Source organism: Streptomyces sp. NPDC033966 (assembly GCF_055575955.1).
In genome coordinates, this window is record NZ_JBVIRQ010000002.1 from 113,920 (window position 1) to 137,779 (window position 23,860).

General features: G+C 72.4%; 30 protein-coding genes. 19 read left to right on the forward strand and 11 right to left on the reverse strand.

The window, feature by feature from the left end:
• Positions 1-34: 34 nt before the first annotated feature.
• Both ACZ518_RS06055 and ACZ518_RS06060 read left to right on the forward strand, forming a co-directional pair.
• Positions 35-1,150, forward strand: a complete 1,116-nt coding sequence (locus tag ACZ518_RS06055; RefSeq protein WP_469111792.1) for a hypothetical protein — start codon at positions 35-37, stop codon at positions 1,148-1,150.
• A gap of 52 nt (positions 1,151-1,202) precedes the next feature.
• Positions 1,203-1,745 (forward strand): DapH/DapD/GlmU-related protein, encoded by a 543-nt coding sequence (locus ACZ518_RS06060; protein WP_469111793.1) that lies wholly within the window; start codon positions 1,203-1,205, stop codon positions 1,743-1,745.
• A gap of 78 nt (positions 1,746-1,823) precedes the next feature.
• Here the strand turns inward: ACZ518_RS06060 and ACZ518_RS06065 are convergent, their stop codons facing one another.
• Entirely contained in the window at positions 1,824-2,333 is a 510-nt protein-coding gene (locus ACZ518_RS06065; RefSeq protein ID WP_469111794.1) for a RidA family protein, read from the reverse strand.
• Between the two features lie 221 nt (positions 2,334-2,554).
• On the opposite strand from ACZ518_RS06065, the gene ACZ518_RS06070 reads away from it, so the two are divergent.
• Both ACZ518_RS06070 and ACZ518_RS06075 read left to right on the forward strand, forming a co-directional pair.
• A complete protein-coding gene (locus tag ACZ518_RS06070) occupies positions 2,555-3,790 on the forward strand; it encodes an MFS transporter (protein ID WP_469111795.1) in 1,236 nt (411 codons plus the stop codon).
• A gap of 155 nt (positions 3,791-3,945) precedes the next feature.
• Positions 3,946-4,347 (forward strand): hypothetical protein, encoded by a 402-nt coding sequence (locus ACZ518_RS06075; RefSeq protein ID WP_469111796.1) that lies wholly within the window; start codon positions 3,946-3,948, stop codon positions 4,345-4,347.
• A gap of 61 nt (positions 4,348-4,408) precedes the next feature.
• Here the strand turns inward: ACZ518_RS06075 and ACZ518_RS06080 are convergent, their stop codons facing one another.
• Both ACZ518_RS06080 and ACZ518_RS06085 read right to left on the reverse strand, forming a co-directional pair.
• A complete protein-coding gene (locus tag ACZ518_RS06080) occupies positions 4,409-4,681 on the reverse strand; it encodes a hypothetical protein (RefSeq protein ID WP_469111797.1) in 273 nt (90 codons plus the stop codon).
• Entirely contained in the window at positions 4,681-4,917 is a 237-nt protein-coding gene (locus ACZ518_RS06085; protein WP_469111798.1) for a hypothetical protein, read from the reverse strand. Before ACZ518_RS06085 ends, ACZ518_RS06080 begins: the two co-directional genes overlap by 1 nt.
• A gap of 209 nt (positions 4,918-5,126) precedes the next feature.
• Between ACZ518_RS06085 and ACZ518_RS06090 the strand changes: the two genes are divergently transcribed.
• Entirely contained in the window at positions 5,127-7,049 is a 1,923-nt protein-coding gene (locus ACZ518_RS06090; RefSeq protein WP_469111799.1) for a M20/M25/M40 family metallo-hydrolase, read from the forward strand.
• Between the two features lie 51 nt (positions 7,050-7,100).
• Here the strand turns inward: ACZ518_RS06090 and ACZ518_RS06095 are convergent, their stop codons facing one another.
• A complete protein-coding gene (locus ACZ518_RS06095; protein ID WP_469111800.1) occupies positions 7,101-7,739 on the reverse strand; it encodes a PadR family transcriptional regulator in 639 nt (212 codons plus the stop codon).
• A gap of 218 nt (positions 7,740-7,957) precedes the next feature.
• Between ACZ518_RS06095 and ACZ518_RS06100 the strand changes: the two genes are divergently transcribed.
• The 4 genes from ACZ518_RS06100 to ACZ518_RS06115 all read left to right on the forward strand — a co-directional run bounded on the left by ACZ518_RS06100 (position 7,958) and on the right by ACZ518_RS06115 (position 11,605).
• A complete protein-coding gene (locus ACZ518_RS06100; protein ID WP_469112330.1) occupies positions 7,958-8,605 on the forward strand; it encodes a DUF5701 family protein in 648 nt (215 codons plus the stop codon).
• A 418-nt stretch (positions 8,606-9,023) separates the two neighbouring features.
• Positions 9,024-9,617: a helix-turn-helix domain-containing protein gene (locus ACZ518_RS06105; protein ID WP_469111801.1), complete on the forward strand. Its 594-nt coding sequence runs from the start codon at positions 9,024-9,026 to the stop codon at positions 9,615-9,617.
• A 205-nt stretch (positions 9,618-9,822) separates the two neighbouring features.
• Entirely contained in the window at positions 9,823-10,398 is a 576-nt protein-coding gene (locus ACZ518_RS06110) for an ImmA/IrrE family metallo-endopeptidase (protein WP_469111802.1), read from the forward strand.
• Complete coding sequence (locus tag ACZ518_RS06115; protein ID WP_469111803.1) at positions 10,391-11,605, forward strand: DUF6545 domain-containing protein; 1,215 nt, start codon at positions 10,391-10,393, stop codon at positions 11,603-11,605. Before ACZ518_RS06110 ends, ACZ518_RS06115 begins: the two co-directional genes overlap by 8 nt.
• A gap of 43 nt (positions 11,606-11,648) precedes the next feature.
• Here ACZ518_RS06115 and ACZ518_RS06120 read toward each other — a convergent pair whose 3' ends face one another.
• Together ACZ518_RS06120 and ACZ518_RS06125 are read right to left on the reverse strand one after the other, a co-directional pair.
• The gene (locus tag ACZ518_RS06120; protein WP_469111804.1) at positions 11,649-12,986 is read right to left on the reverse strand and encodes an FAD-dependent oxidoreductase; all 1,338 of its coding nucleotides are present in this window, start codon (positions 12,984-12,986) and stop codon (positions 11,649-11,651) included.
• 138 nt (positions 12,987-13,124) lie between these two features.
• A complete protein-coding gene (locus ACZ518_RS06125; protein ID WP_469111805.1) occupies positions 13,125-13,397 on the reverse strand; it encodes a hypothetical protein in 273 nt (90 codons plus the stop codon).
• A 215-nt stretch (positions 13,398-13,612) separates the two neighbouring features.
• Here ACZ518_RS06125 and ACZ518_RS06130 point away from each other — a divergent pair, with 215 nt between their 5' ends.
• On the forward strand, positions 13,613-14,314 hold the full coding sequence (locus ACZ518_RS06130) for a 2-phosphosulfolactate phosphatase (protein ID WP_469111806.1): 702 nt from the start codon (positions 13,613-13,615) through the stop codon (positions 14,312-14,314).
• 280 nt (positions 14,315-14,594) lie between these two features.
• Here ACZ518_RS06130 and ACZ518_RS06135 read toward each other — a convergent pair whose 3' ends face one another.
• Together ACZ518_RS06135 and ACZ518_RS06140 are read right to left on the reverse strand one after the other, a co-directional pair.
• Positions 14,595-15,143, reverse strand: coding sequence for a GNAT family N-acetyltransferase (locus ACZ518_RS06135; protein ID WP_469111807.1), 549 nt, complete (start codon positions 15,141-15,143; stop codon positions 14,595-14,597).
• A 128-nt stretch (positions 15,144-15,271) separates the two neighbouring features.
• A complete protein-coding gene (locus tag ACZ518_RS06140; RefSeq protein ID WP_469111808.1) occupies positions 15,272-16,081 on the reverse strand; it encodes a helix-turn-helix transcriptional regulator in 810 nt (269 codons plus the stop codon).
• A gap of 138 nt (positions 16,082-16,219) precedes the next feature.
• Here ACZ518_RS06140 and ACZ518_RS06145 point away from each other — a divergent pair, with 138 nt between their 5' ends.
• On the forward strand, positions 16,220-16,999 hold the full coding sequence (locus tag ACZ518_RS06145; RefSeq protein ID WP_469111809.1) for an NAD(P)H-dependent oxidoreductase: 780 nt from the start codon (positions 16,220-16,222) through the stop codon (positions 16,997-16,999).
• A 124-nt stretch (positions 17,000-17,123) separates the two neighbouring features.
• Here the strand turns inward: ACZ518_RS06145 and ACZ518_RS06150 are convergent, their stop codons facing one another.
• Entirely contained in the window at positions 17,124-18,128 is a 1,005-nt protein-coding gene (locus ACZ518_RS06150) for a LuxR C-terminal-related transcriptional regulator (RefSeq protein WP_469111810.1), read from the reverse strand.
• A gap of 168 nt (positions 18,129-18,296) precedes the next feature.
• On the opposite strand from ACZ518_RS06150, the gene ACZ518_RS06155 reads away from it, so the two are divergent.
• Both ACZ518_RS06155 and ACZ518_RS06160 read left to right on the forward strand, forming a co-directional pair.
• Positions 18,297-18,503 carry a hypothetical protein gene (locus tag ACZ518_RS06155; RefSeq protein ID WP_469111811.1) on the forward strand — a complete coding sequence of 69 codons (207 nt, stop codon included), beginning with the start codon at positions 18,297-18,299 and terminating at the stop codon, positions 18,501-18,503.
• Positions 18,504-18,723: 220 nt separating this feature from the next.
• Positions 18,724-19,752 carry a phosphotransferase family protein gene (locus ACZ518_RS06160; protein ID WP_469111812.1) on the forward strand — a complete coding sequence of 343 codons (1,029 nt, stop codon included), beginning with the start codon at positions 18,724-18,726 and terminating at the stop codon, positions 19,750-19,752.
• 46 nt (positions 19,753-19,798) lie between these two features.
• Here ACZ518_RS06160 and ACZ518_RS06165 read toward each other — a convergent pair whose 3' ends face one another.
• Positions 19,799-20,059 (reverse strand): hypothetical protein, encoded by a 261-nt coding sequence (locus ACZ518_RS06165; protein WP_469111813.1) that lies wholly within the window; start codon positions 20,057-20,059, stop codon positions 19,799-19,801.
• Between the two features lie 298 nt (positions 20,060-20,357).
• Positions 20,358-20,540, reverse strand: coding sequence for a hypothetical protein (locus ACZ518_RS06170; RefSeq protein WP_469111814.1), 183 nt, complete (start codon positions 20,538-20,540; stop codon positions 20,358-20,360).
• 278 nt (positions 20,541-20,818) lie between these two features.
• Here ACZ518_RS06170 and ACZ518_RS06175 point away from each other — a divergent pair, with 278 nt between their 5' ends.
• The 6 genes from ACZ518_RS06175 (at position 20,819) to ACZ518_RS06200 (ending at position 23,841) form a co-directional block, all read left to right on the forward strand.
• Positions 20,819-21,340 (forward strand): NUDIX hydrolase, encoded by a 522-nt coding sequence (locus tag ACZ518_RS06175; RefSeq protein WP_469111815.1) that lies wholly within the window; start codon positions 20,819-20,821, stop codon positions 21,338-21,340.
• A gap of 99 nt (positions 21,341-21,439) precedes the next feature.
• Complete coding sequence (locus ACZ518_RS06180; protein WP_125817431.1) at positions 21,440-21,706, forward strand: DUF6225 family protein; 267 nt, start codon at positions 21,440-21,442, stop codon at positions 21,704-21,706.
• Between the two features lie 240 nt (positions 21,707-21,946).
• Entirely contained in the window at positions 21,947-22,426 is a 480-nt protein-coding gene (locus tag ACZ518_RS06185) for a DUF2975 domain-containing protein (protein ID WP_469111816.1), read from the forward strand.
• Positions 22,426-22,665, forward strand: coding sequence for a helix-turn-helix domain-containing protein (locus ACZ518_RS06190; RefSeq protein ID WP_469111817.1), 240 nt, complete (start codon positions 22,426-22,428; stop codon positions 22,663-22,665). Before ACZ518_RS06185 ends, ACZ518_RS06190 begins: the two co-directional genes overlap by 1 nt.
• Positions 22,666-22,733: 68 nt before the next feature.
• A complete protein-coding gene (locus ACZ518_RS06195) occupies positions 22,734-23,162 on the forward strand; it encodes a protein kinase family protein (protein WP_469111818.1) in 429 nt (142 codons plus the stop codon).
• 172 nt (positions 23,163-23,334) lie between these two features.
• Positions 23,335-23,841 (forward strand): GNAT family N-acetyltransferase, encoded by a 507-nt coding sequence (locus ACZ518_RS06200; protein WP_469111819.1) that lies wholly within the window; start codon positions 23,335-23,337, stop codon positions 23,839-23,841.
• Positions 23,842-23,860: the final 19 nt, after the last annotated feature.

Sequence of the window (23,860 nt, forward strand, 5' to 3'; positions counted from 1 at the left end):
TCGGAGGACAGGGTTTGTCCTGACTGGGGGGAAAATGAGGGGAAACACGAACACGGTCACCGCCAGACGCGTACGGGCCGCCCTGAGCGCGGCGGTCGCGGTCTGCGCGGTCACGGCGGTGCTGCCCGGAGCCGCCTGGGCCGAGCCCGCGGGCGGGGCGGGCGGGGCCACGGCGGGCGTCGAGCGGATCAGCGTCGCGGCCGACGGCAGCCAGGGCGACGACAGCTCCGGCAGCGCCTCGATCACGCCCGACGGCCGCCACGTCGTCTTCTCGTCGTCGGCGAGGAACCTCACGTCCGACAGCACGACGGGCGGCGACAGGGTGTTCGTCCGCGACCAGCAGACGGGCCAGACCAGGCGGTTCGGGGACTACACCCCGCTCCAGCCCCCGGTGATCAGCGGCGACGGGGGGTACGTCGCCTATCCCCTGCAGTGGTTCAACGACGTACGCATCCGCCAGTACCAGGTGAGCACGGGAGGCACGGCCTCCCCGAACTGCTCGGCCTACAGCTGCGACCAGCCGTCACTGGGTGCGGACGGCCGCTACACCGCCCTCGCCCTCCTCATCAGGAAGCCGGCGCCCACCAACCGCCAGCGCGTCGAGGTCCACGACTGGAACACCGGCGCCAGGGTGACCGTCGCCGCGTTCGACCACACCTACGCGTCCCGGCCGTCCATCAGCGGCGACGGGCGCTACGTCGCCTACCAGGACGGCAAGGCGCAGAACGTCTTCGTGTGGGACCGGACCACCGGCACCAGCTCCGGCCCGGTCGAGGGCCCGTCCGCAGCGGCGTCGCTCCTCCAGCTCAGCGACGACGGCAGCACGGTCGTCTACCTCTCGGGCCCGGACACCTACGTCCACGACCTGCGAGCGGGCACCAGCCGACCGGTACCGAACGTGCGGGGCGTGGCCATCGATCCCACCGGCCGGCATCTGCTGTACGCACCTCACGACACGGGCGGACCGTCGCTGGTCCTGCGCGACCTGGAGACCGGCACCGACCGGATCGTCTCGGACCAGCCCGCCTCGGCCGGGACCGACGCGGTCAGCGCCGGAGGGCTCGACGTGGTCTTCCAGTCCACGGCCGACGACATCGTGGCCGGCGACACCAACGGCAAGTCGGACGTCTTCGTCCGCCGCTTCTCCTGACCGGACCGACCGGATCTTGTCCGGTCACCCGCGCGCACGGAAGAATCGCGGCATGCCCACCAACCGACTCATGCGCATCCACAGCGCCGAGTTCCAGGCCATGTCCGAGAGGGTCCTGCGGGTCACCGAACTGACCTCCCGACTGAACGTCCTGCCCTTCGAGGACGAGGAGGGCAAGGCCGGACTGCTGGAACAGATCCTCGGCAAGCCGCTGCCGCCGAGGGTCACGATCTATCCGCCCTTCTACACGGACCACGGTCTGCGTCTCGACCTCGCCGAGCGCGTGTTCATCAACCAGAACTGCACGTTCCTGGACTACGCCGGCATCCGGCTCGGCGAGCGCGTGATGGTCGGTCCGAAGGTCACGTTCATCACCAGCGGGCACCCGGTCGATCCCGAGGAGCGGCGGCTGTACCTCACCGGCGCGCCCATCGACGTCGCGGAGAACGTGTGGATCGGCGCCGGTGCAACGATCCTGCCCGGCGTCAGCATCGGCCGTGACGCCGTGATCGCCGCCGGCGCGGTCGTGGCCGATGACGTTCCACCGGCAAGCCTGGTGACCGGCACGAAGGCCGCCGTGAAGCGTCAGTGGTGACGGTCTCCCGGCTCGCTCCGCGGAGGAGCCGAAGGGGTGCCGGGCGGGCCGCGCGGGGGTTCCGCGCGGCCCGCTCGGTCAGGAGCGCGGCGAGACCTTCACGATGGCCTCGATCTCCACGAGCTGCTCGGGGACCGACAGCTCGGAGACGCCGACGATGGTGTCGGTCGTGCGGTGCTTGCCGACGTACTCCTTGTGCAGCCGGGCGGCCGCGTCGAAGTTCTGGCGCAGGTCCTTGGTGAAGATCTTGATGCTGATGATCTGGCTGCGCGGCACCTTGTAGTGCGCGAGGACCTTGTCCAGGTTCTCGAACGACGTGCGCACCTGCTTCTCGAAGTCGCCGGCGCCCACGAAGTTCCCGGCCGCGTCGTGGGACACCTGCCCCGAGATGTAGATCTCGTCCCCGGCTCGGATGCCCTGCGAGTACCCGTAGGACTCCTCCCACGGAACGCCGAAGGTGAAGTGGTCCCAGCCGCGGCGTGCCTGGTCCTGCGCGCTGGCTCCCTGCGGTCCCGTGAAGGTGATCGTCGTGGCCACGACCGCGGCCACCACGGCGCCAATGCCGAACCTGCGCCTTGACTTGGTCATTCCTCTTGTCCTTTCGTCCCCGGTGGAGCCCTGACGCTGTCAGAGCGGAAAGGAGAACTCCTGGAACGGGAATCGAGTGGACGCACCCCGAGCGGGCGCGGGACCTCGAGATCCCGGACCGGACGCTGTTCGGCTCGGACGCCCCGAACGCGGCGGCCGGGGCTGGCTGGATCCGGTGCCTGCGGCTGCCGGGGGCGGTGCGGGGCTGGCAGCATCTGCTGATGCTCGGAAAACGTGGTGTTGTCCTGACGGTGGTGGCGGCCGCGTACGGCATGTCCTCCATGGGGGACCAGATGGCGATCCTCTCCCTGACCCTCCGCCTGCACGACCAGGGGCACTCGGGCGTCGCCATCTCGGCCCTGGTCATCGCCGGTGTGCTGCCGCTGGTCGTGGTCGGGCCGCTGGCCGCCCCGCTGGTCGACCGGGTCGAGAGCAGCCGGCTGGTCGTCGCGGTGACGGTTCTGCAGGCTCTGGTCAGCGCGGGGCTCGTGTTCGTGACCGACCTGGTCGTCACGCTCGTCCTGCTCGTCCTGCTCGGGGCGGGACTGGCCCTGGCGTCCCCGGCGCTGCTGCTGCTGGTCCCGCGGATCGTCGGTGCCGACGACACCGCCCGCGGCTACGCCCGGCTCGATGCTTTCCGGTCCGCCGGCAACGTGGCCGGGCCGGCGCTGGCCGGTGTCCTGATCGCCGTGTTCGACGTACGGGTCGCCCTGCTGGCGAACACGGCCACCTTCGTCGGCATGGCCGTGGTGCTGTCCTGCCTGAAGGTGCGGCGCGAGCCCGTGGAGGGGGCGCGAGGGAGCTGGCCGGCGCAGGTCCGGGAGGGGGTGCGGGTACTGGGCGGGGACCGGTTGCTGCGTACCGCGATCCTCGCGCTGGCGTCGGCGATCGTGTTCACCGCCGTGCTGAGCGTGGCCCGGGTCTTCTTCATCCGGGACGATCTGAACGTGTCCGGCACCGGGTACGGCTTTCTGGTCAGCGCGCACACCGTCGGGATGCTCGCCTCCTCCACGCTGATCGCCCCGCGGGTCCCGTTGGAGTGGCAGCCGCGGGTCCTGGTCGGGGCCGGGGTGCTGATGGGGACCTCGCTCGCCGTCGGGGCCGCGGTGCCGGTCTTCGCCCTCTCGCTGGTGTCGTTCGTCCTGACCGGCGTCGCCAACTCCCTCCAGGGGCTGGCGATCCGCAACCTCATCCACGCCCGGGTCCCCGAGCAGGTGCGGGGCCGGGCCTTCGCCACCTCGGGGGCGACGCTGAACGGCGCCAACCTGGTGGGGACCGCCCTCGGCGGGCCCGCCACGACACTGCTCGGCGGGGCCGGGGCCCTGGAGCTGGCGGGGGTGGGAACGCTGCTCGTCACCCTGGCGGGCAGCCCGGTGCTCCTGCGCAACCGCGCCCACGCGGACGTTCCGAAGGAGTCCCGGATCCCCGATCAGCCGGCCGGTCCCGTGCAGGAGTAGGCGCGGGAGCAGGTGGCCGGTTTACGCTCCTGCGCGTTGACGGGTCGCCGAGGCGTCCCTAGCGTCGAAAATCGACCAGGAACGGTCGAGTACGTCGTGTCTCTGATCTCAGAGGGTGCCAGGCAGACCCTGCCACCCTCCAGAGGGGGAAACCCATGTCCATCACGGTACTTCCCGGCAATCCCGTCATCCGAGAACTGGTGCTCCTGGGCGACTCCGCGCCCGGACGCCGGGGTGAGCGCACCATCGTCGCCCAGTCCCACTGCGAGATCGACCTCGGCTCCGATGAGTCGCTGGAGCGGTGCGTCCAGGCATTACGGGCCTCCGACGAGCGCCTCGCCGAGCAGTCCGACGGCCCGTACGACTGGCAGCGGACCTGGGTTGAGCGCAACGGCCAGGGCGGCGGCAAGGTCATCTTCGATGTGGCCTGGTACAACGAGGAGTTCTTCCAGGAGAAGAAGGACACCTTCCTCGCTCCCGAACACCTCGCCATGTACGCGAACATCGGCGCGGAGGACGGCGCCGTGCAGGTCACCCACTGGCACAAGGTCGACTGACGCACCGCCAGGAGCTCGGGGAGGGCCGTCCGCCACAGCGCGGGCGGCCCTCCCGTCCCGATCAGACTTCGAAGTACGCCACGACCACCACGGTGCGCAGGGCGGTGACGAAGTACAGGACGCGCACGGCTTCGACCTCGTCGGCGTACTGGCGCAGCCGGGGGCCGAGGGTGTCTCCGGGAATCGGCTCGCCGACGTCGGGGTCGACGGAGACGACGACCAGGGCACGGTCCAGGGCGTGGAGCCCGGCCTCGCTGGTGAGGTTCTCCAGTTGCTTGGCGGCGGCGTCGGAGAAGGCGATCCGCGCGCGGCGGCGGTCGTACTGCGGCGCCATCAGGCGACGGCCGGGCGCTGGGCGACGAGACGGGCCAGCTGGGCTTCGCGCAGCTCCTCCCAGGGACGGCATTGCGCCGGGTCGGGCAGGCCGTTCGCGGCGATGTCCTCCAGGGCGGCGGCGAACTGGTCGGCCTGGGCGCGGGTCTTCTGCGCGTAGGCGCGTACCGCGTCGGCGGCCGCGGGCTCCAGCTGCTGCCGGGCCGCCGGGCCGCCGGGAACCGGCTGGTCGCTCATCGTGGCCTCCCTCGCGTGGAACTGAGTTCTCCCCCAACGGTATCGGCCGCGCCGTCCCCGCGGGACCACAGCGTGGGGAACGAGCCGGCGCCGGCGTCCGCGGCGGTTCCTTACGCCGATCGGGTAGGGGCGGCGCGGCGCGCGCAGCGGGCGGGCGGGTGGCGGGCAGAGGACGGTGAGGGAACCCACACACTTGGGAGGCGCTTCACATGTCCGTGCTCTTCTTCGACATCGGGGCCACGCTGGCGGATGCCCGGATGGAGCCCGACGGCTCGCTGACACTGAGGCCCCGGCCCCGGGTGGTCGCCGTCCTCGATGCCCTCCCCGGCGTGCGCAAGGGCATCATTTCCAACCCCGGACCGGGCGACGGCGCGGCCGAACGGGCGGCGGCGGCCCTCGAAGGGGCGTTTCCCGGACGCTTCACGGACGCGGGTCTCGTGCGCTGGGGCGTGAAGGACAGCCGCGGGATCTTCGATCTGGCGGTCGCGGGCGCCGGCGGCGTACCGGCCGACGACTGCGTGTTCGTCGGCGAGGACGCCCAGGAGCGGGCGTTCGCGCGGGAGGCGGGGATGCGGACGGCTCCGCATCCGGTGTTCGCCCTCGCCGCGATGGAGAATCGTCCGGTGCTCTTCGCGCGGATCGGCCTGCCTCCGGGCCGGGGCCTGCCGGAGCTGGCCGCGGTGGCGGAGACGACCGAGGTCGTCCCCGTGCACGTGGCCTCGGAGCGGCTCGTGCTCGGCATGGCGAGCGCACTCGGTGCGGAAGTGCTCGAAGGTGCCGGGTTCACGGTGGAACTGCGGGAACCGGTGGACGACAGGTCGGCCTTCCTGGTCCGCGACGAGGGCTCCGGCGACTCGGCGGGGTCGGCGACCGGGGCGGCACGGCGCGCCGAGGCCCTGTACGGCTTCATCGCCGACGCCCTGGCCGGGAGCGGCGCCGAGCCGGCCGTCCCGCTCGGGCCCGCACCGGGTGGTGTGTACCTCGCCGTGCCCGCCGGTGCACGGGTCGAGGAGGTGCACCGGCCGGGTGCCAGGCCGGGAGACACCGAATGCCTGCTGCCGGACCCGGCGCTCCTCTCGCGGCCCGGCGAGGCGGCCGTGGGCCCGCACCCGGGCCTGGCGGCCGCGTCGTCCGGCGACGGCCTCCCGTCCCCCGAGGTGATGGCCGCGGTGCGGGCGGCGGTGACCTCCGAGGCCCTGCGCGGCCATGTGGCGCGCATCTCCGGCGCCGACCCGCTGGTCGAGGGCGAGTCGCTGACGGTCCGCAGCAGGGACGCGGCCGCCGAGGACAACGCGCTGGTGGTCGAGGCACTGGCCGGGCGGTTCCGGGAGCTCGGGCTGCAGGTCCGAAAGCACCCGTTCCGGTGGCGGGGGCGGCAACTGTTCAACCTGGAGGCGGAGCACCGGGTCGCCGGGGCGGATGCCGCCGTGCTCATCACGGCCCACCTGGATTCGACGGCGGCCGGCGGTGAGTTCGTGGACGACGACGGCGCACCCCGGCCCTACGACCCGGCGGTGGACCCCGCGCCGGGGGCCGATGACGACGGTAGCGGGACGGCGGGGGTCATGGCGGCGGCCGAATGTCTGGCCTCCCTGCTCGCGGACGGCGGGCGGCCGACCCGCAGTGTGCGGTTCGTGCTCTTCAACGCCGAGGAGCAGGGCCTCGTGGGCAGCAAGTTCTACGCACGGGCGGCCGCCGCGGAGGGCGACCGCATCGCCGGGGTCTTCCAGATGGACATGATCGCGGGATTGCAGCGGGGCAGCGTGCCGAAGGCCGAGATCCACGCGGGGTCCGCCGTACCGGGTCCGGTCGTGGGGGCTTCCGACGCGCTCGGCGACCTCGTCGCCCGCACCATCGCGGCCTTCGACCCGGCGGTGACGGTCCAGCACCTCACGGGCCCCGGCGATCCGGCGGTGGGCCGTAGCGACCACGCGAGCTTCCATGAGCGGGGATGGGCGGCCGTCGCGGTGTCCGAGGACCTCTTCTCCACTCCCGAGGGCGCGCCGGGCACCGGCACCCGGCAGTACCACACCCCGGGGGACACGCTCCTCGACCAGGACCACGACTCCGGATTCGCGGCCACGATCGCCGGCTCCGTCACCGCCACCGCGCTGGCGTTCGCCGGGCTGTAGCCGGGCGCCGGTGAGCCGGACGCGTCGGACCGGCCTGATCCGAAAGACCCCCTAGTGGGCGTCCTCGGGGTGCGGGCCCGTGGTGTACGGGTTGGGCCGGCCTTCCGCGAGTACGCCCACGAAGGGCTCGCCCTCCCCCGCGAAGGTGTAGGCGCCGCTCTCGATCCGCTCGATCAGGCCGCGGGTCCATGCCTCTTCGCTGTCGGCCGAGTGCACCCACATGTTCATGATCTCGCCGATGTGCCCGAGCTGTTCGGGGCCGCCCTCCGGCGTGTAGTACTCCGTGACCGAGGCACGCCACTGCCGGAGCCTCTCGGTCCGCTCCTTGAGGAGCGCGACGGCCTCGTCCCGCGGCAGGTCGACGATGAATCCGATGCCCGCCGACAGTACGTCCGTCTTCTGGTCGTAGGAGGTCAGCGCCCGGCGCAGCAGGGTGAGGTATTCCTCGGTGCCCCGGTCCGTCATCTCGTACTCGACGCGGGGCGGGCCGCCGGCGGTGCTCGGGGCGACCTCGTGGGCCAGCAGGAGGCCTTCCTTCGCCATCTGCTTGAGCGCGTGGTAGATCGAGCCCGGCTTGGCGTTGGACCATTCGTGGGCGCCCCAGAATTCCAGGTCGTTGCGTACCTGGTAGCCGTGCGCCCGTCCGTGCTGGCGGACCGCACCGAGGACCAGCAGGCGGATCGCTGACATGGGCGTCTCCCTTCAAGACAACTTTGACTAGCTTATGGCTCCGCGAGGCGGCCGACGGTCGCGCGAGGCACGTAATCAAGTTTGACTAATTGCACCGGGCGCCGTACGGTTCTGCGGTAGTCAAGTTTGAGCAATTCAGGGGAGGCGCCACCAGCCGCCCGGCCTCCGGCCACGACCGCCCACTGCTTCGATCACACACCGAGGGAGTAACCGTGCCCCTGCCCGAAACCGTTTCCGGTGATGCCGCGACCGCGCTTCCGCCGCTCTCCGTCCAGGCCGAGCGCCTGATCGAGCTCGGGGTGCCCGAGATCGCCGGGACCTCCGCCGCCGAGCTGCGGGCCTTCGCGGGCGCGGGCGGCGACGGAGTCCTGCTCGCCGTCCACCCCGACCGGGCCCCCGCCTCCGCCCTCGCACCGCTGCTGCGGCGGGAGGGGAAGTCCGGTTTCGTCGTCGCCGACATGCACGACGTCGACCGGTTCGCGCCCCACCAGATCGAGCTGCCCGACTCGCCCCTCTACCTCGTCGGCGGCCTCGACCGCGGCGACCGCATGGCCAACTGGAGCCCGGACGAGGCGCTTCCCGCCCTCAGCGAGGAGGGCCGCACCCCGCTCCTGCTCACCGAAGGCATCCACTGGGTCCTCCAGCAGCCCGCCGCGCTCGACCGCAACCACTGCTTCATGACCATCGGGTCGCGCCTGCTCAAGGCCAACGGCACGCCGGACGCCCGCACTCCGGCGATCTGGATCAGCAACGGGACCGGGCGGGACGGCCTCGAGCGGCGCAACGCACCCAAGGTCGGGTGGTGTTGGTGGAACAATCGCCACACCTGGCTCGGCTTCGCCTCCACCGCGGGCCGTCGGGCGTAGTCCTGCGGGAGGCATGCCGTGCGCCGCCCGCGGGCGTTGGCCGGGCCGCAGTCGTGCTGCCCATGACCAAAGTTGCGACCCTCCCCCGTGGGGATCGCTGCCTTTGGGCGGCGCATACAGCCATACGGAAGGCCCGTCGCGAGTGCGAGGGGCCCGCCCCATTGGCGGCATGGGCAAGATCCTGCTCCACCATCCCTCGACTGTCAACAATAGTTTGCACATACCTCAACTCGGGGCCGGTTCAGCGCTCTTGCCCATCGCCTCGCGCTGGAATCGACTGCCGGGGAGCCGCTGTCGACGCGGAGGGCTTTGGACCCTTCCCTGTCACGGCGAAAGCGGCGATGATCGTGGCACTCGCCGCCCCGGCCGCTCAGCGCGCCGGCGCCGGCAGCCGATCGAGCCAGCAGGAAAGAGACCGATGAGCGGCACGGGGGACGAACGGGCGTCGCTGATCTCGGCACGTCTCGACTTCCTGTTCGCACACATCTTCCCCAGGGACGGCGGTCCCCAGTCGGAGGAAGCCGTCAGCCTCGCCACAGGTGTGCCGCTCGCCCTCCTGCGGCGTCTTCGGGCGGGCGGTCCCTGCACGGAGGGCGTGGACGACGACCCGTTCATCGCCAGGCTCGAACACCTGCTGAAGACCCGGAGGACCTCCGAGGGCAAGCCGCACACGATCACGGACGTGGCGAGGGCGTGCGGAAAGTCGCGGACCTGGCTGTACAACCTGCTGGACGACAAGAGCAAGCCGAGCCTGGAGTCCACCAAGCTGCTCTGCAAGATATTCGGGGTGGACCCGTCCTTCTTCACGGACGGCCCCCTGGAGGCCCTGGCGCGGCATTTCGGCATCGAGGCGGGAGCGCGGTTCTTCGTACTCCCCGATGACGACGACCTGGTGCAGGAGACGAAGAGCCAGGTGGAACTGGTCGCGCTGCTACGGGAAGTCGGCGCGCCGGCGGTACTCAGCCGCTACCTCGGCACCCTGCCCTCGGATACGCCCCGCTCCGGGGCCTGACCCGGCGGTCCGGCCGGCCCGGCCGGACCCGGGTGCCCCCGACGCCGGATGCGGCGGCAGCCATCCGGGGCTCGCTCCTTTACGCTGCCATGAGGTCACAGTGGGCGGTCCGTGGATGCGGGACCGGCCACGGGCGATGCGGCAGACCTGTGGACCGGACGAAGTGCGCGTCCTGTCGCGGGTCTTGTAGGAGGAGAGGCCGGCCGTGGCGGGAATCAGGGCAACCGTCGGGATCGTCGCGGAGACGGTCCGGGAGATCCGCGCCCTTCGCAGGTTGCGCAACACCTTCTGCTCGCAGCTGGGGCTGCCCGCGCATCCGACCATCGACGAAGTCGTCTCGGCCGTGTCCGACCACCGCGGTATGCCGATCCGGATCCTCCACCTGCCGCTGAAGTACCCCCTCACGGGAGGCCTCTTGCAGGGCCCCGGCGAACTGATCGTCGTGGTCGACAAGGACTCGCCGAGCATCCTGCAGAACTTCGTGGTCGCCCACGAGCTGGCGCACGCCTTCCTCGGGCACGATCCGGAGACGGCGGGGCACGACCTCCACGACGAGCTGCTCGCCAGTCTGGCACCCGCGCTCAACCCCAAGGTGGCCCGCATGATGCTGGCCCGTACGTACTTCGACGAGGGCGGACCCGCGCATTCCCACGGCCAGAGTCCGCCCGAGCGGGAGGCCGAGACCCTGGGGCGGCTCATCGTCAGCATGATCACCAATACCGGCGGCAACTCGGCGACATCGGCGAGCTCTGCCCTGCGCCACAGGGGGACCGGTGTCTGAAGACACTGCGGACGTCGTCTACCTCGTCGTCGCCGCGATCGCCTCGTGCACCACCCTGGCGAAGTTCGTCGCGTGGCAGCGGGAACGCTCCCCCGCCCTGCGGCTGATCGCCGTGTGCTCCGCGGTCGGGGTGGGCGCGTTCGTGTTCGCCACACCCGTGGTCTACCGCGGCATCGCCGGGCTCACCGGTGCGCAGAACCTCGCCGAGCTGCTGGTCTTCTTCTGCATCCTCGGCTTCTTCGCCCACACGCACGTCATGTCACTGGTATGGCGGCCCCTCGCCGAGCCCGCCTCCGAGCGGAACGTGCTGGCGTTCCCGCTCGGCGTCTACGCCCTCGTCGGCGTGGCCATGACCGCCGGGTTCCTCGCCGGCGGACTCGACGACGCGCCGCACCCGCTGGACTTCAACATCGCCTACGGCCGGGATCCCGGCGCCCTGGTCATGCTGGCCGCGTTCCAGCTGGGCCTCGGCTACGCGTCGGTCTCCACCGCCCTGCGGTTCCGCCGCAACGCCCTCTCCGCCCAGGACGATCCGCGGCTGCGCCGGGCTCTGCAGCACATCGCCGTCGCCACCTGGTTCATCGCCGGGTACGTGGCGTGCGTCGGACCGGCCACCCTGGCCGGCGCCTTCGGCTGGAGCGGTCTGGACCCCCTGCACAGCCTGGGGCCGGTCTCCGGCACCATCGGAGCAATCATCATCAACTGGGGCTTCTCGGGCGCCGCGATAGCCACCTGGCGCACCGACCGTCGCGACTACCTGGCCCTGGCCCCGCTGTGGCAGCTGACCCGCCGCCCCGACCCCCGGATCGCGCTGACCGAGCCCAACCAGGTCACGCAGCTCGGCCTCGTGTACGTGCGGGACTGGCACCTGGTGACGCGCATGGCCGACATCCTCAGCGGGATCCGCAGCCTGTATCCGTACTTCAGCGACACCCCCGTCGACCGGATCCGCCAGGCCGCCCCGGGCGCCGGATGGTCGCAGGACGAAGAGCACGCCGCCGCGGCCGCCGCGGTCCTCCTGCGCGCGGTGGCGCTCGCCGAGAGCGGAGCCGGCACGGTGAGCGAGAGGGGCCGCCCGCTGCCGGGCTCCGGCCTGGAGCCGGCCGCCCAGCGCGCCCACCTGGTCCGCATGGCCCGTCACCTCGAACACCCCGACGTCCTGACCGCGGCGGGGGTGGACGCGGACGGGCGGCTGATCCCCGAGTAGAGGGGTCGGGTTCCCGACGGGGCGCCCGGCGGTGCCGCCCCCCTCACCGTCCCGGAGCTGCGCGCCGTGCCCGCAGCGCCATCGCGACGCGCCACCAGAACTCCGGGGTCCGCAGTTCCGCCGGCCGCCGCCGCATGTTGACGACGTCGAGGAACCTCTCGTTCACCCACGCGTCCGTGGTGGAGGCCCGGGCCATCCAGTCCGCCATCCTCCTGGCCACCCGGTATCCACGCGGATAGGGGCCCGTGACGTGCGGCTGCGCCAGGTCGGAGAGGGTCGAGACCTCCCATGCAGCGTCCACGACGACCCTGACGTGGTGGAAGTAGGCATGGGCCGGCGCGTGGAGGTCAGCTCCCTTGCGCAGGTACGCCGCCAGGCAGGACGCGTGCAGGAAGGCGCTGGTCATCCCCTGCCCGTACACGGGGTTGAAGGAGGCCACGGCGTCACCCGCCACGAACAGGCCGCCCGGCAGGCGGTCCAGCGCCCACCAGTTGCGGCGCAGCGAGTGCGACATGGTGTACGTCTCGACCTCGCCGATCATCGCGCAGCGATCGGCCACGACCCCGAACGGACCGGCTTCCATCTCCCGCATCCGCCGCAGGAACTCGGCGGGCTCACGGGAGGGGCGCTTCTCGGCGTAGGCGACGATGACCGCCATCCACTGATCGCCCTCCACCGCTGCCATGGCTCCCGTATCCGGCTGTTCCACGGCGCTGGCGGCGGCGGTGGGCAGCTGGTGCGCCACGCTCACTCCGGGCAGTTCCCCACGCCGGCGGAAACGGGCTGTGGCGTAGCCCAGATCGATCCGCATGCGGTCGACCGGGGGCTCCGGCCACCCCTCCGTGCCGAGCCAGGACGTCAGTCTGCTCGACCGGCCCGTGGCGTCGACGACCGCGTCGGCGGGCACCACGGTCACGTCGGCCGGGCCGGCGGCGCGGAGGCGTACGCGGACGCCGGCCACCCGTCCGTTCCGGATGTCCAGGCCGCACGCCCGGCCCGCCATGACGGAGACTCCGTCGTCCAGGACGGTCCGCCGGCGGATGTGGTCTTCGAGGAGGGTGCGGCTCACACCGATCAGCTCGTTGCCGGGAACGCTGATCTTGCGGGTTCCGTTCTCGAACAGCTGGATCTCATGGCCCGATCCGAGGACCGCTCCGTCTGCCACCAGGTCCTCGGACAGACCGGGAAACCAGCGTTCCGCCTGTGTCCGGCCCATGTCGAGCAGCGCGTGGAGCTGCCCGCCCTGCGGCACACCGCCCCGTGCGCCCGTCGTGGCGAGTCCGTCGGGCTCGACGACGGTGACCCTCACGCCCTGGCCGCGCAGGGCTCGTGTCGCTGCGAGCCCCGCGATGCTTCCGCCCAGGACTACTACGTGTCGCACGTGCTCGTTCCCCCTCTTCCGCCGGCCGGCCTTCCCGTCCGGCGACCCGCGCACTAGAACTCCGGGCCAATCTAAGGCCGTTCCGGTTGCCGGCCAACGCGGAGGGGGTTGCCGGCGGGCGGGCGGTGGCGGCCGTGCTCAGCTCCCGGAAGGATCGGGCAGCCGACGGAGTTCGAGGAGGGCCATCGCGATCTTCACCCCGGTGGCGATCGTCAGGGCCTGCAGAAACGGCATGCCCGTGAGCCACAGGGCCACCATCATCACCGTGAGAACCAGGAACGCGGGAAGCAGGTTGGTCCGCGTGATCGCGGCCTTCAGGTGCCCGGCCATGCTCCGGCTGCTCCGGCTCCGATCCGGCGTACCGATGGGACGCGCGGTGAGGCCTTCCTCCTCCTCTTCGGCTCGCGGCATCGGCTGCTCTCCTTCCGTCGTACCCGTCTCCCGCGACGAGCCTCCGGTGCGCCCGGGCCGACTGCCACTCCTGCCCCCGCCTCCGCCGCCATCCGACGTACAGGTTCACCACGACGGCGGTCCGTTCCCGGTGGGGCCGCGCCTTCGGACATCCCGCCGTGTGAGGCACGTCACTGTTCCGGGGGTTCGGGTCGGCCATGCGTGATCATGGTCGGATGGAAGCTCGTTTCCTTGGTATCCCCGACCTGACCGAAACCCCGTCCGCGGCGGTCGTGGTCGACGTCATGCGTGCCTTCACCGTGGCGGCCTGGGCATTCGCCCGGGGCGCGGAGAAGATCGTCCTCGCCGAGTCGCTGGACGGGGCCCTGGCGCTCAAGGCCCGCCACCCGGACTGGGTGGCGCTCAAGGACGGTCCGCCGGCGGCCGGGTTCGACGCCGTCAACTCGCCGGGGCTGCTGCGGTCCGCCGACCTGGGCGGGCGGACCGTCGTGCAGAAGACCACGGCGGGTACGGTCGGCGCCCTCGCGGTCAAGGACGCGTCGCTGGTGCTGTGCGCCGGCTTCGTGGTGGCGGAGGCGACGGCGCGGCTCCTGCGGGCGCGCGGGTGCGGCAGCGTCACCTTCGTGGTCACCGGCGAGGACGGGCGCGCCGATGAGGATCTGGCGTGCGCTCAGTACATCGCCCGGCGGGCCACCGGGTCCGGGGCGGACGCGGCCGGCTACCTCCGCCGCGCCGCCGGGTCGCGCGCCGCCTCCGAGCTGGCGGAGGGCGTACGCCAGGGGTCCCATCCCGATGACGTCGCGCTCTGCCTGGAACTCGACCGGTTCCCCTTCGCCATGGTGGCGGCGTCGGAGGACTCGTACATGGTCCTCCGCCCGTTCGCCGTGCCCACGCCCGCCGAAGGCGCTCCGGTCTGATCGCCGTTCAGTAGGTCACGCCGCGCGTCCGTACCGCCCGTCGCCGTTCCCCCGGTCAGCGGCCGAGGGCGTTCATCAGGATGATGGCGACGAGGTTCAGGAGCACGACGGTGATCACGCCGCCGATCATGGCCCAGGCCCTGCGCGATTCGTCCACGTCCGCCACCTCCCGGCTCCGCCGCTCTCAGCCATGGTGGCGCGCTTCCCGCCGGGGCACACCTCGGGCGGGCGGAGGGCCTGCCGGGCCCCGCCGCCCGCGCTCACGGGGCGGAGGCGCCCGTCACGAGGGGCGGTTCAGGCCCCAGGTCTGCAGGACGAACGGCCGGCCCTTCTCCTCGCCCGTGATCAGCGGCACGTCAAGCAGTGCGAAGCCCGCCTTCTGCGCCACCGCGACACTGGCGGCGTTCTCGGCCTCCAGTTCCAGGATCACCTGCTCCGCACCCATGTGTTCGAACGCGTACGCGGCCATCACCCGCACCGCCCGTGCCGCCAGTCCCCGGCCGCGGTGCGCCGGGCCGACCGCGTAGCCGATCTCCATGCCCTCGGGGGCGCGCCGCAGCATGATCTCGCCGAGCGGTGCGCCGCCGTCGACGGTGATGGCGAGCAGGATGGTCGTGCCGTCCTTCCGCAGTTGCCGGTCCCGGGCCAGCCGTGCGTGGGCGGCCGCCTCGTCGAAGGGCGACACGATCGGCGTCCAGTACGCGATGTCGGGGTGGTCGAACAGCTCCGGCATCGCGGCCAGGTCCGTCTCCGTCCAGTCGCGCAGCACGAGCCCCTCCCCCGACAGCTCGATCCGCTCGGGCAAGGACGACGACGTGGTGCTGCTCATGGTGTGGGACCTCCTGGGGGTCTGATCAGGACGAGGCAAGATAACCGGGCCGCGTCACGGCCGCACGCGCATTTCCAGGGCATCGAGCGACGCGGCCCGGCGTACCGCTCCCGGGCGTCCGGCTCCTGCTAGCCGGCCGTGTCCAGGCCGGCGAGCAGGCGCAGGCCGTCTTCGGCCGGGGTGCCCGGGGCCGCGGAGAGCACCAGCAGCTCCAGTCCCGGTTCGTGCGGCAGTGCGAAGTTCTCCTGGTGCAGTTCCAGCAGGCCGACCAGCGGGTGCCGGTAGGCCTTGCGCCCGTGGGTGCGGGCGCGTACGTCCGCGCGGGCCCAGAGGCGGCGGAAGCGGTCGCTGCCCATGGCCAGTTCGCCGATGAGGGAGGCCAGGCGGGGGTCCTCGGGGTGTTGGCCGGCGGCCAGGCGCAGGTGCCCGACCACGTCGAGGGTGCACTGCTCCCAGTCCGCGTAGAGGCCGTGCTCGGCCTCCTCCAGGAAGAGGTGCCGGGCGATGTTCAGGCCCGGCATGGGCCGGCCGAAGAGGAGCCCGGCGAGGCGGTTCCCGGCGAGGGCGTCCAGGCGGTGGTCCATGATCAGCGCGGGTGCGTCGGCGACCAGGCCGAGGACGCGCAGCAGTTCCGGCCGGACCCGCCCGCCCGGCGCCTGGGCGCGGCGCCGGCGCTGCCGGGCGAGCCGGTGGAGGTGCTCGCGTTCGGTCTCGTCGAGGCCGAGGACGCGGGCGAGCGCGTCGAGGACCTGCTCGGAGGGCTGGGTCGCGCGGCCCTGCTCCAGGCGTACGTAGTAGTCGACGCTCACCCCCGACAGGTGCGCCACCTCTTCGCGGCGCAGCCCTTCGACCCGGCGGCGGCTGTCGGTGGGTATGCCGACGGCGGCCGGGGCGACGCGGGAACGCCGGGTCCGCAGGAACCCCGCAAGATCGTCCATGCCCTCCAGTATGGCCCGGGTCGTGGGCGCGAGGGTGGTACTGCCGTTCCCAGGATGGCCGGTCCGACGGAACGGGCGTCCCTGAACACCGGGCGCCGCGGCGCCCAGGATGGGGGCATCCGATCCGAAGGAGTTCCCGTGAAGACGCTGATCGTCCACGCCCACCCCGAACCGCAGTCGCTCAACAGCTCGTTGAAGGACCTCGCGGTGTCCACGTTGGAGGGCGCCGGGCACGAGGTGCGGGTGAGTGATCTGTACGCGATGGGCTGGAAGGCGGTCGTGGACGCCTCCGACTACGGCCCCGGTGCCTCCGGCCGATTGAGGGTGGCCCTGGACTCGGGCCGGGCCTTCGAGGCCGGGACGCTCACCCCGGACGTCCTCGCCGAGCAGGAGAAGCTGCTGTGGGCGGACACGGTCATCTTCCAGTTCCCGCTGTGGTGGTACTCGATGCCCGCGATCCTCAAGGGCTGGGTGGACCGGGTGTTCACGTACCGCTTCGCGTACGGGGTCGGCGAGCACAGCGACACCAAGTACGGGGAGCGTTTCGGTGAAGGCACCCTGGCGGGCCGCAGGGCGCTGCTGTCGGTCACCGTCGGCGGCCCGGAGTCGCACTACTCGGCCCGGGGCATCAACGGCCCCGTCGAGGACCTGCTGTTCCCGATCCACCACGGCATCCTCTACTACCCGGGCATCGAGGTCCTGCCGCCGTTCGTGCTGTACGGCACCGACCGGATGGGCGACGAGGAGTACGCGGAGGTCGCCAAGGCCTGGGAGCAGCGCCTGCTGACCCTGGAGTCGACCGAGCCGATCGCGTTCCGGCGGCAGAACTTCGGTGACTACGAGATCCCCTCGCTACAGCTGAAGGAGGGTCTGGAGCCCGCGGGCCGCACGGGTTTCGGGCTGCACGTACGCGGCTGACGGGCCGGGGCCGCGCGTCCGACCGTACCGGCCCGCCGGAGGGTTTTGGCTTGAACTCGCCCTATCGCGGGGTTCCGGCGCCCCTGACGCCGCCGCCGCCGGCACCGCCGGGCCGGCGGGCCCCTTACGGGAGCAGTCGCTCCGGGGACGTCGCCCACCAGAACGTCAGCTGGGGCACCGTCTCCAGGCCCAGTGCCTCGCGCAGCTTCGAGACCTGGGCCGTCACGGTGCGCTCGCTGAGCCCGAGGTTCTCCCCGATCTGGCGGTGGCTCCGGCCGGCCACGATGCCGCGTACGATCGTCCGCTGGATCTTCGAGGTCTTGGTGTCGTCGTCGCCCTTCCCCGCGCTCGCGTCCGCTTCGCCGGGCAGCCACGGGTCGGCCCGCTCCCACTGCTGCCAGAAGTGCGCGGCCAGCACGGCGCACACGCCGCGGTCCTGGGTGTACCAGGCGGCCGCCGGCTGGACGGTGCCGTCATCGCCGTAGACCTCGAAGAACGCGTGCTTGCGGTCCACGATGATTAACCGCAGGAAGTCTTCGCCGAGGGTGCGGACCTGGGCGCCGGCCCGCGTCATGGTGGCGACCCAGTCCCGCTGCGTCGGGTTGGTCCGCCCGTTGGTCCGGTAGATCGTCCGTACGGTCACGCCGCGCCGGGCCGCCTGCAGGTCCCGTGGCAGCGCGCCCTTGAGGACCTGCGGTTTCCGGTGGCCGGGCTGTGCGGTGAGGATCTCGGACTCGGCGGACTGGATGGTGCGTATCGTCTCCGCGTTGACCTCCGGAACGGTGCGGAGCAGGAGGGTCCCGACCGGGCCGGGGCTGTAGTGGTAGCGCTGCTGCTCGGCCTCGAGCTCGCGCACGTGGGCGGGGACGGCGGCCAGGGCGGCGGTGACGTCGGTGAGCGCCTTGAGGACGGCGTCGTTGAGCTGCGTCTCCAGGTAGCGGGACGGGGCGGGGACGTACGTACCGGGTTCGTGGGTATTGGGGAAGAGGATGTCCCGCGCGAGGAGCGAGGCGAGTCCCGGCTCCTCGTCGGGCAGTACCTCGCCCTGCAAGGCCCTGCGGTAGGTGCGCAGTTCCACCGCGGTCAACCGGGAGGTGTCGGGGGCGGCGGATATTTCCCGTTCCGTCATCAGATCTTTCTTCCTCTTCCTGAACTGCGGGTGGACGCAGTATCGCGAAGGTTGATCGCGCCCCTGACCCGGTAGAGGCTTGATCCCGTGCCACAGGGCCCGTGGCGCGGAGAAGGCCCCGCTGCCCGCATCGTCCGCGGGGGCAGGGCCGGCCAAGGGAGGAACGCCTTGATATCGATCAACATCCGGTCAACCATCACCGCCGTGCTGCTCGCGATCCTCGCGGTCACAGGACTCAGTGGTGTCGCGGCGGCCAGTGGGCCGGCCGGCACCAATTGGGGAATCGCAGCCATGGGAGAGGTGGAACAGCAGGCCGACGCCGACGTCGTGTCCGCGGGTTCACTGATCCAGCCGCCGGACTCCGACTGGGGATGATCCTCCCGCGCTGCGGCGCACAGCACCCGGTGCAGCGGTAACCCCGCCCGGCCGGGTGCGACGCCGTTTCCGGGGCCGGTCCGCCACGAGGAGATCGTGCGCCCTCGTGGCGGACCGTCACGGAGCAGCCGTGGTCACCGCCGCGGGCTCCGACGGTGCCTCGCGGGGGCAGGCCGGAGAGCCCGGCCGACGGTCCGCCGACGGGTGGAAGGATGAGCTGATGTGGCCCCGACTGCCGTTCGGGAACCGGCTACGGGCCGAGCTGGGGGCTCCTGGACGCTCCCGCAGGCTGGGCAGCAGCCCTCGCTCGCGCGTGTGGCGCGTCGTGCTGCCGGACGCGACGGTGGTGGTGAAGCAGGTCGTCGACGGTCCTGACGCCGATGAGCGCTACACCCGCGAGGTGACGGCCCTGCGGCTCGCCGCCCGAGGTGAGGATCCCGTGGTGCCCGCGCTGCTGGCGACCGATCCCGGCGAGCGGGTGCTGGTGCTGGAGCACCTGGAACACCGGCGTCCGGCCGGGGACTGGATCGTCGGCTACGCGGGCGCGTTGGCGCGGCTGCACGCGACCGCGCGCCCCGAGGACGCCGGGGCGCTCCCCCGGTGGAGAGGACCGAGCCGGGCCGATGCCGACGCCTTCCTGCGGCTGGCCGCGGCCCTGGACGTTCCCGTCACGCCTCGCGTGGCCGGCGGGCTCCACGACCTCGTGGAACGGCTCGACGGGGCGGGCGGGCATGCCCTGCTCCATGGGGACCCCTGTCCCGGCAACGACCTCCACACCGCCACGGGGGTCAGGTTCATCGACTTCGAGCAGGCGTCACTGGGCAACGGCCTGACGGAACTCGCCTACCTGCGCATCGGCTTCCCGACCTGCTGGTGTGTCACTTCGGCCGCGGAGCCGCTGCTGCAACGGGCCGAGAGCGCGTACCGCGGCGCATGGCGCGCCGCGACCGGCTCCGAGGCCCCGGGTGACCTCACCGACGCGTGCGCCGGCTGGCTGCTGCGGGGCGACGGGCTGGTCGAGCGGGCACGCCGCGACAGCACCGATCACCTGGCCCGGATTCCGTACCGGGACTGGAAGTGGGGCACCGCGACGGCCCGGCAGCGGCTCGTTCACCGGCTCGGTGTCGTCGGCGGGATGGCCGCCGGCCACAGCTCGCTCAGCGGCCTGGGCGACCTCAGCACGGCCATGCGCCGAAGCATGCTGGCTCGCTGGCCCGGGCTCCGGCCGGTTCCGTCGGAGCGGCCGTAGCGGAGCCGCCGCGGCGGGCGGATCGCCGGGCGCCGATCGGCGGCCGCTATCCGAGCCAGACGATGTCCAGGACCGACAGGCGGCGCAGTGGCCGGTTGATCCAGTAGACGACGGCCAGCGCGCCCGCGGAGGCGATGCGTACGTCCTCGCCCTCGGGGTCGCCGGTGTCCCACTGGTGGAAGCCCCACGGTCCGGCGGACGCGGCGTCCAGGATGTCCCAGGCCGTCTCCTCGGCGTGCCCGGGCAGGGTGGTGAGCACCTTCGCGGCATGCGGGGACAGACGGATCGCGTACGGCCGGCTGGTCACCGACCCCTGCTCCCCGGTTCCTCCAGGCCGTCCACCCCGGCACCGGCCCCCGGGTCGGTTCGGTGCCGAGGCCTGCGGGGCCGGACCTCCCGCCTGGTGTGGTCCCCCGTCTCCCGCACGCCCGGAAACGACACCGCGCCGAGGGTGACCGGCGTGGACCGAAGGCACTCGCCGTCGACGGCGTAACGGGCCACGCGGGGCTCCGGTGGAGAGGTGCGCCGGCCTCGGTCTCCTCGGACCGGGCGGGAAGCGGCCACGGCCCAGACCTGGCCCGGCATGCCGACGCGCGCTGAGAGGGTCATGCGTCCGCATTCTGCCGCACGCCGTTGCGGCGGCTCGGCGTCGGGGTGTGCCGAGGCGGGGGGCCGCCGGCCATGATGCTCAGGCTGAAGAGGGTGACGGGGGCGACCCGGCGCTCGGCGAGCGTCTTGTGGACCAGCCGCGCCAGCGGCAGGGCGCCGCTGACGAGCGGGAGAGCCACTGGCCGAGGCGGTCCGCTCCGTTCGCCCCGCCGCTCCCCCGTGGGCCACCACCGGCGGCGCGACGCGGCGGGACAGCAGCGAGCCCGTCCAGCAGCCGTGCAGCCACAGCGCCGGCGGCCCGGCGGTCAGCCCGGCCCCGGCCACCGCCGCCGCGATCGCCGCCCCTGTCGCCGTGCCCGCCCCTGAGGCCGCCGTCGCCCTCCCCGCCGCCCCCGGCCCCGTCGCGTTGCAGGATGGGCCGACGCCGGGCACGCCGGCACCCACGAGGGGATGACAGATGACGAACGGTGATCCGGCCGCGTTCCACCAGATCAAGATCCGCGTCGCAGGACTGGTCCTGGACGGCCGGGACGTGGCGCTGATCCGGCGGACGAACAGCCGGGGGTTGACCCACTACTCCCTGCCGGGCGGCAACGTGGAGCCGGCCGAGCCCCTGCCCGACGCCCTGCGGCGTGAGCTCCGGGAGGAGCTCGGCCTGGCTCCGGAGGACCTCGCGGAGGCGCCGTGCTTCATGTGGCTGCTGGACGCCATGGTGAGCCGGCCCGGCTCCACACCGCCGCGCAAGCTCCACCTCGTCTACCGCGTCCGCCTGAATCCAGGAGTCCGTCCGCACTTGCGGGCGTTCGAGGACGACGACGCGGTCGGCCGCGGGGAAGTCGTCTGGCTGCCCGTCGACCGGACGCGGGACCTCGTCCTCTTCCCGCCCGTACCCATCGCCGATGTCGGGCTCGCCGAAGGCGTCGACAGGGGACCGGCCCTGCTTCCCCCCTTGGACGACACCAATTACGAGTGGGTCTGACCGGTCCGGCCGGGGCCGGTACGCAGGACGCGGGACCGGGGTCGTGGCATCCGGCGTGGCACGTTCCCACGTGGGAGGAGCCGTCACTACCCTCGGCGCATGGCAGACACGTTCGATCACGCTCCCGCGGTCTGGACCGCGAGGCAGCTGCGCTCCGCCCTGGCCGATGTTCCCGACGACGCCCCGATCAGCATCGGCGTAGCAGGTACGCCCGGCGACTTCGACGAGTACGACGAGTTCGTGCTCGTGGGCGCCGAACCCGTGGAGGTCGACCCCGGCGACGGCGAGGATCCGGGCACGCCCCAGGTCGAGTTCACCCTCTTCGCCGACGCCAAGGCAGGGCTGTACTACCTCGACATGGAGTGACGCCGGCCTGCGGCCCGCCCGGGCCGCGGCGGTGTCCATGCATTCCCGGCCGCGGGCCGGCCCTCACGTACACGGCGGCGCCCCCACCAGGGGGCGCCGTACTCATGTCGCCCTCGCCGCCCTCGCCGCCCTCGCCGTGCCTGCGCGGGCTCGACGCCAACCCGCACGGCCTCCGGGCCATCTTGCCCCACCTATTGAAATTCGATAGATTCACATCGCGATTCGATAGAAGGAGGGGCCATGGGACAACTGACGGTGCAGGCTCTGCGCGCGGTCCTCGTGGTGATGCTCGCCGGCACGGTGTTCGTGCAGGCGTTGATGGTGTGGGCGTTGGCCGCGGACCCGGAGGAGGGGACGCTCCCGCTGACCCCGCTCCGCGTGATCGTGATCCTGGGAGCGGTGACGGTCCAGGTCGTCCTCGTCTGCGTCTGGCGGCTGGTGACGATGGTCCGGCGCGGCACGGTGTTCTCCCATGCCGCGTTCCGGTACGTGGACGCCGTGATCGGCGCGTTCCTGGCGGCCGACCTGCTGGTGTTCTCCATCTTCCTGGTGGCGCACGGGCAGATGGAGCCGCCCGGGGTCCTGTTCCTCGGCGGGACCGGCATCGGGATCATCGGTGTCGCGCTCATCGTGCTGGTGCTCCGGATGCTGCTCGCCCAGGCCGTGGCGCGCGACGTCCAGGCAGCGCACATGCAGGCGGAGCTGGACGAGGTGATCTGATGGCGATCGTCGTCGACATCGATGTGATGCTGGCCAGGCGGAAGATGTCCGTGGGCGAGCTCGCGGACCGCGTCGGGATCACCCCCGCCAACCTCGCCGTGCTCAAGAACGGCCGTGCCAAGGCGGTGCGCTTCTCGACCCTCGCCGCGCTCTGCGAGGTGCTCGCGTGCCAGCCGGGCGACCTGCTGCGCTGGGAAGCCGAAGAGGTGGTGGACGAGTCTGCGGCATCCTGGGCCTGAGGCGGATCGGGGGCCCGCCGCAGCCCCACGCGCGGTCCGCAGCGGCCCTGCGCGCCAGGAGGAACCAGGTGGGTTTGAGCGGGCTGCGGGCGGGGGACCCGCAGCGGATCGGCGAGTTGACGGTCGTCGGGCGGCTGGGCGCGGGCGGCATGGGTGTCGTCTACCTGGCCCAGGGTCCTGGCGGGCGGCTCGTCGCCCTCAAGCGGCTGCGCGAGGAACTCGCCTCGGACGCCGGGTTCCGGGCGCGCTTCCGGCGTGAGGCCGCGACGTTGCTGCGCGTCCGGGGCGCGTGCACGGCAAGGGTGCTGGCGGTCGAGGCCGAGGCGCTCGTGGCGATCCACCGGGCCGGCGTCGTGCACCGCGACCTCAAGCCCGGCAACGTCCCGCTGTCCGGGCAGGGCCCGCCGGTGTCGCGGTCGGCACCGTGGGCTACATGGCGCCGGAACAGCTCCGCCGGCAGGCCGGAACTCCGGCCGGCGTGTTCGCGTGGGCGCTGACCGTCGCCTACGCCACCAGCGGGCGGCCCGCCTTCGGCACCGGGCCGGACCCGCCGGTGGAAGCACGACGTCAGCGCGTCGGACCGCACCCCGTCCAACCCGAAGGTCGAGTGCGCTGACTGCCGGGTCCTTGATCGGTGGCGCCGTCCGGCATGCCGGGGAGAATGCGGACATGCGCATCAGAGCCGTGCGCCTGGACGAGCTGCCGCTCCTCCAGGACATCGAGAGGGCCGCCGGGCAGTGCTTCCGGGACATCGGCATGCCGGAGATCGCCGACGACGAACCGCTCCCCCTCGGTGAGCTCGCCCGCTACCAGCGCGCCGGGCTGGCCTGGGTCGCGGCCGACGACGCGGACGTGCCGGCCGCCTACCTGATCGCCGACCGCGTCGACGGCAACCTGCACGTCGAGCAGGTCTCGGTGCATCCGCGCAGCTCGCGGCGCGGTGTCGGCCGGCTGCTGCTGGACCGTCTGGCGGAGCACGCCGCGGGTGAGGGGGCGCCCGCCCTGACGCTCACCACGTTCACCCGGGTGCCGTGGAACGCCCCCTACTACGCACGCTGCGGATTCCGGCTCGTGGACGACGACGGCCTCACTCCCGGTCTGCGCAGGATCCGCGAGCTCGAAGCGGCCCACGGCCTGGACCGCTGGCCGCGGGCCTGCATGCGCCGGGCGCTGTGACGGCCCGTGGCCCGTCGGC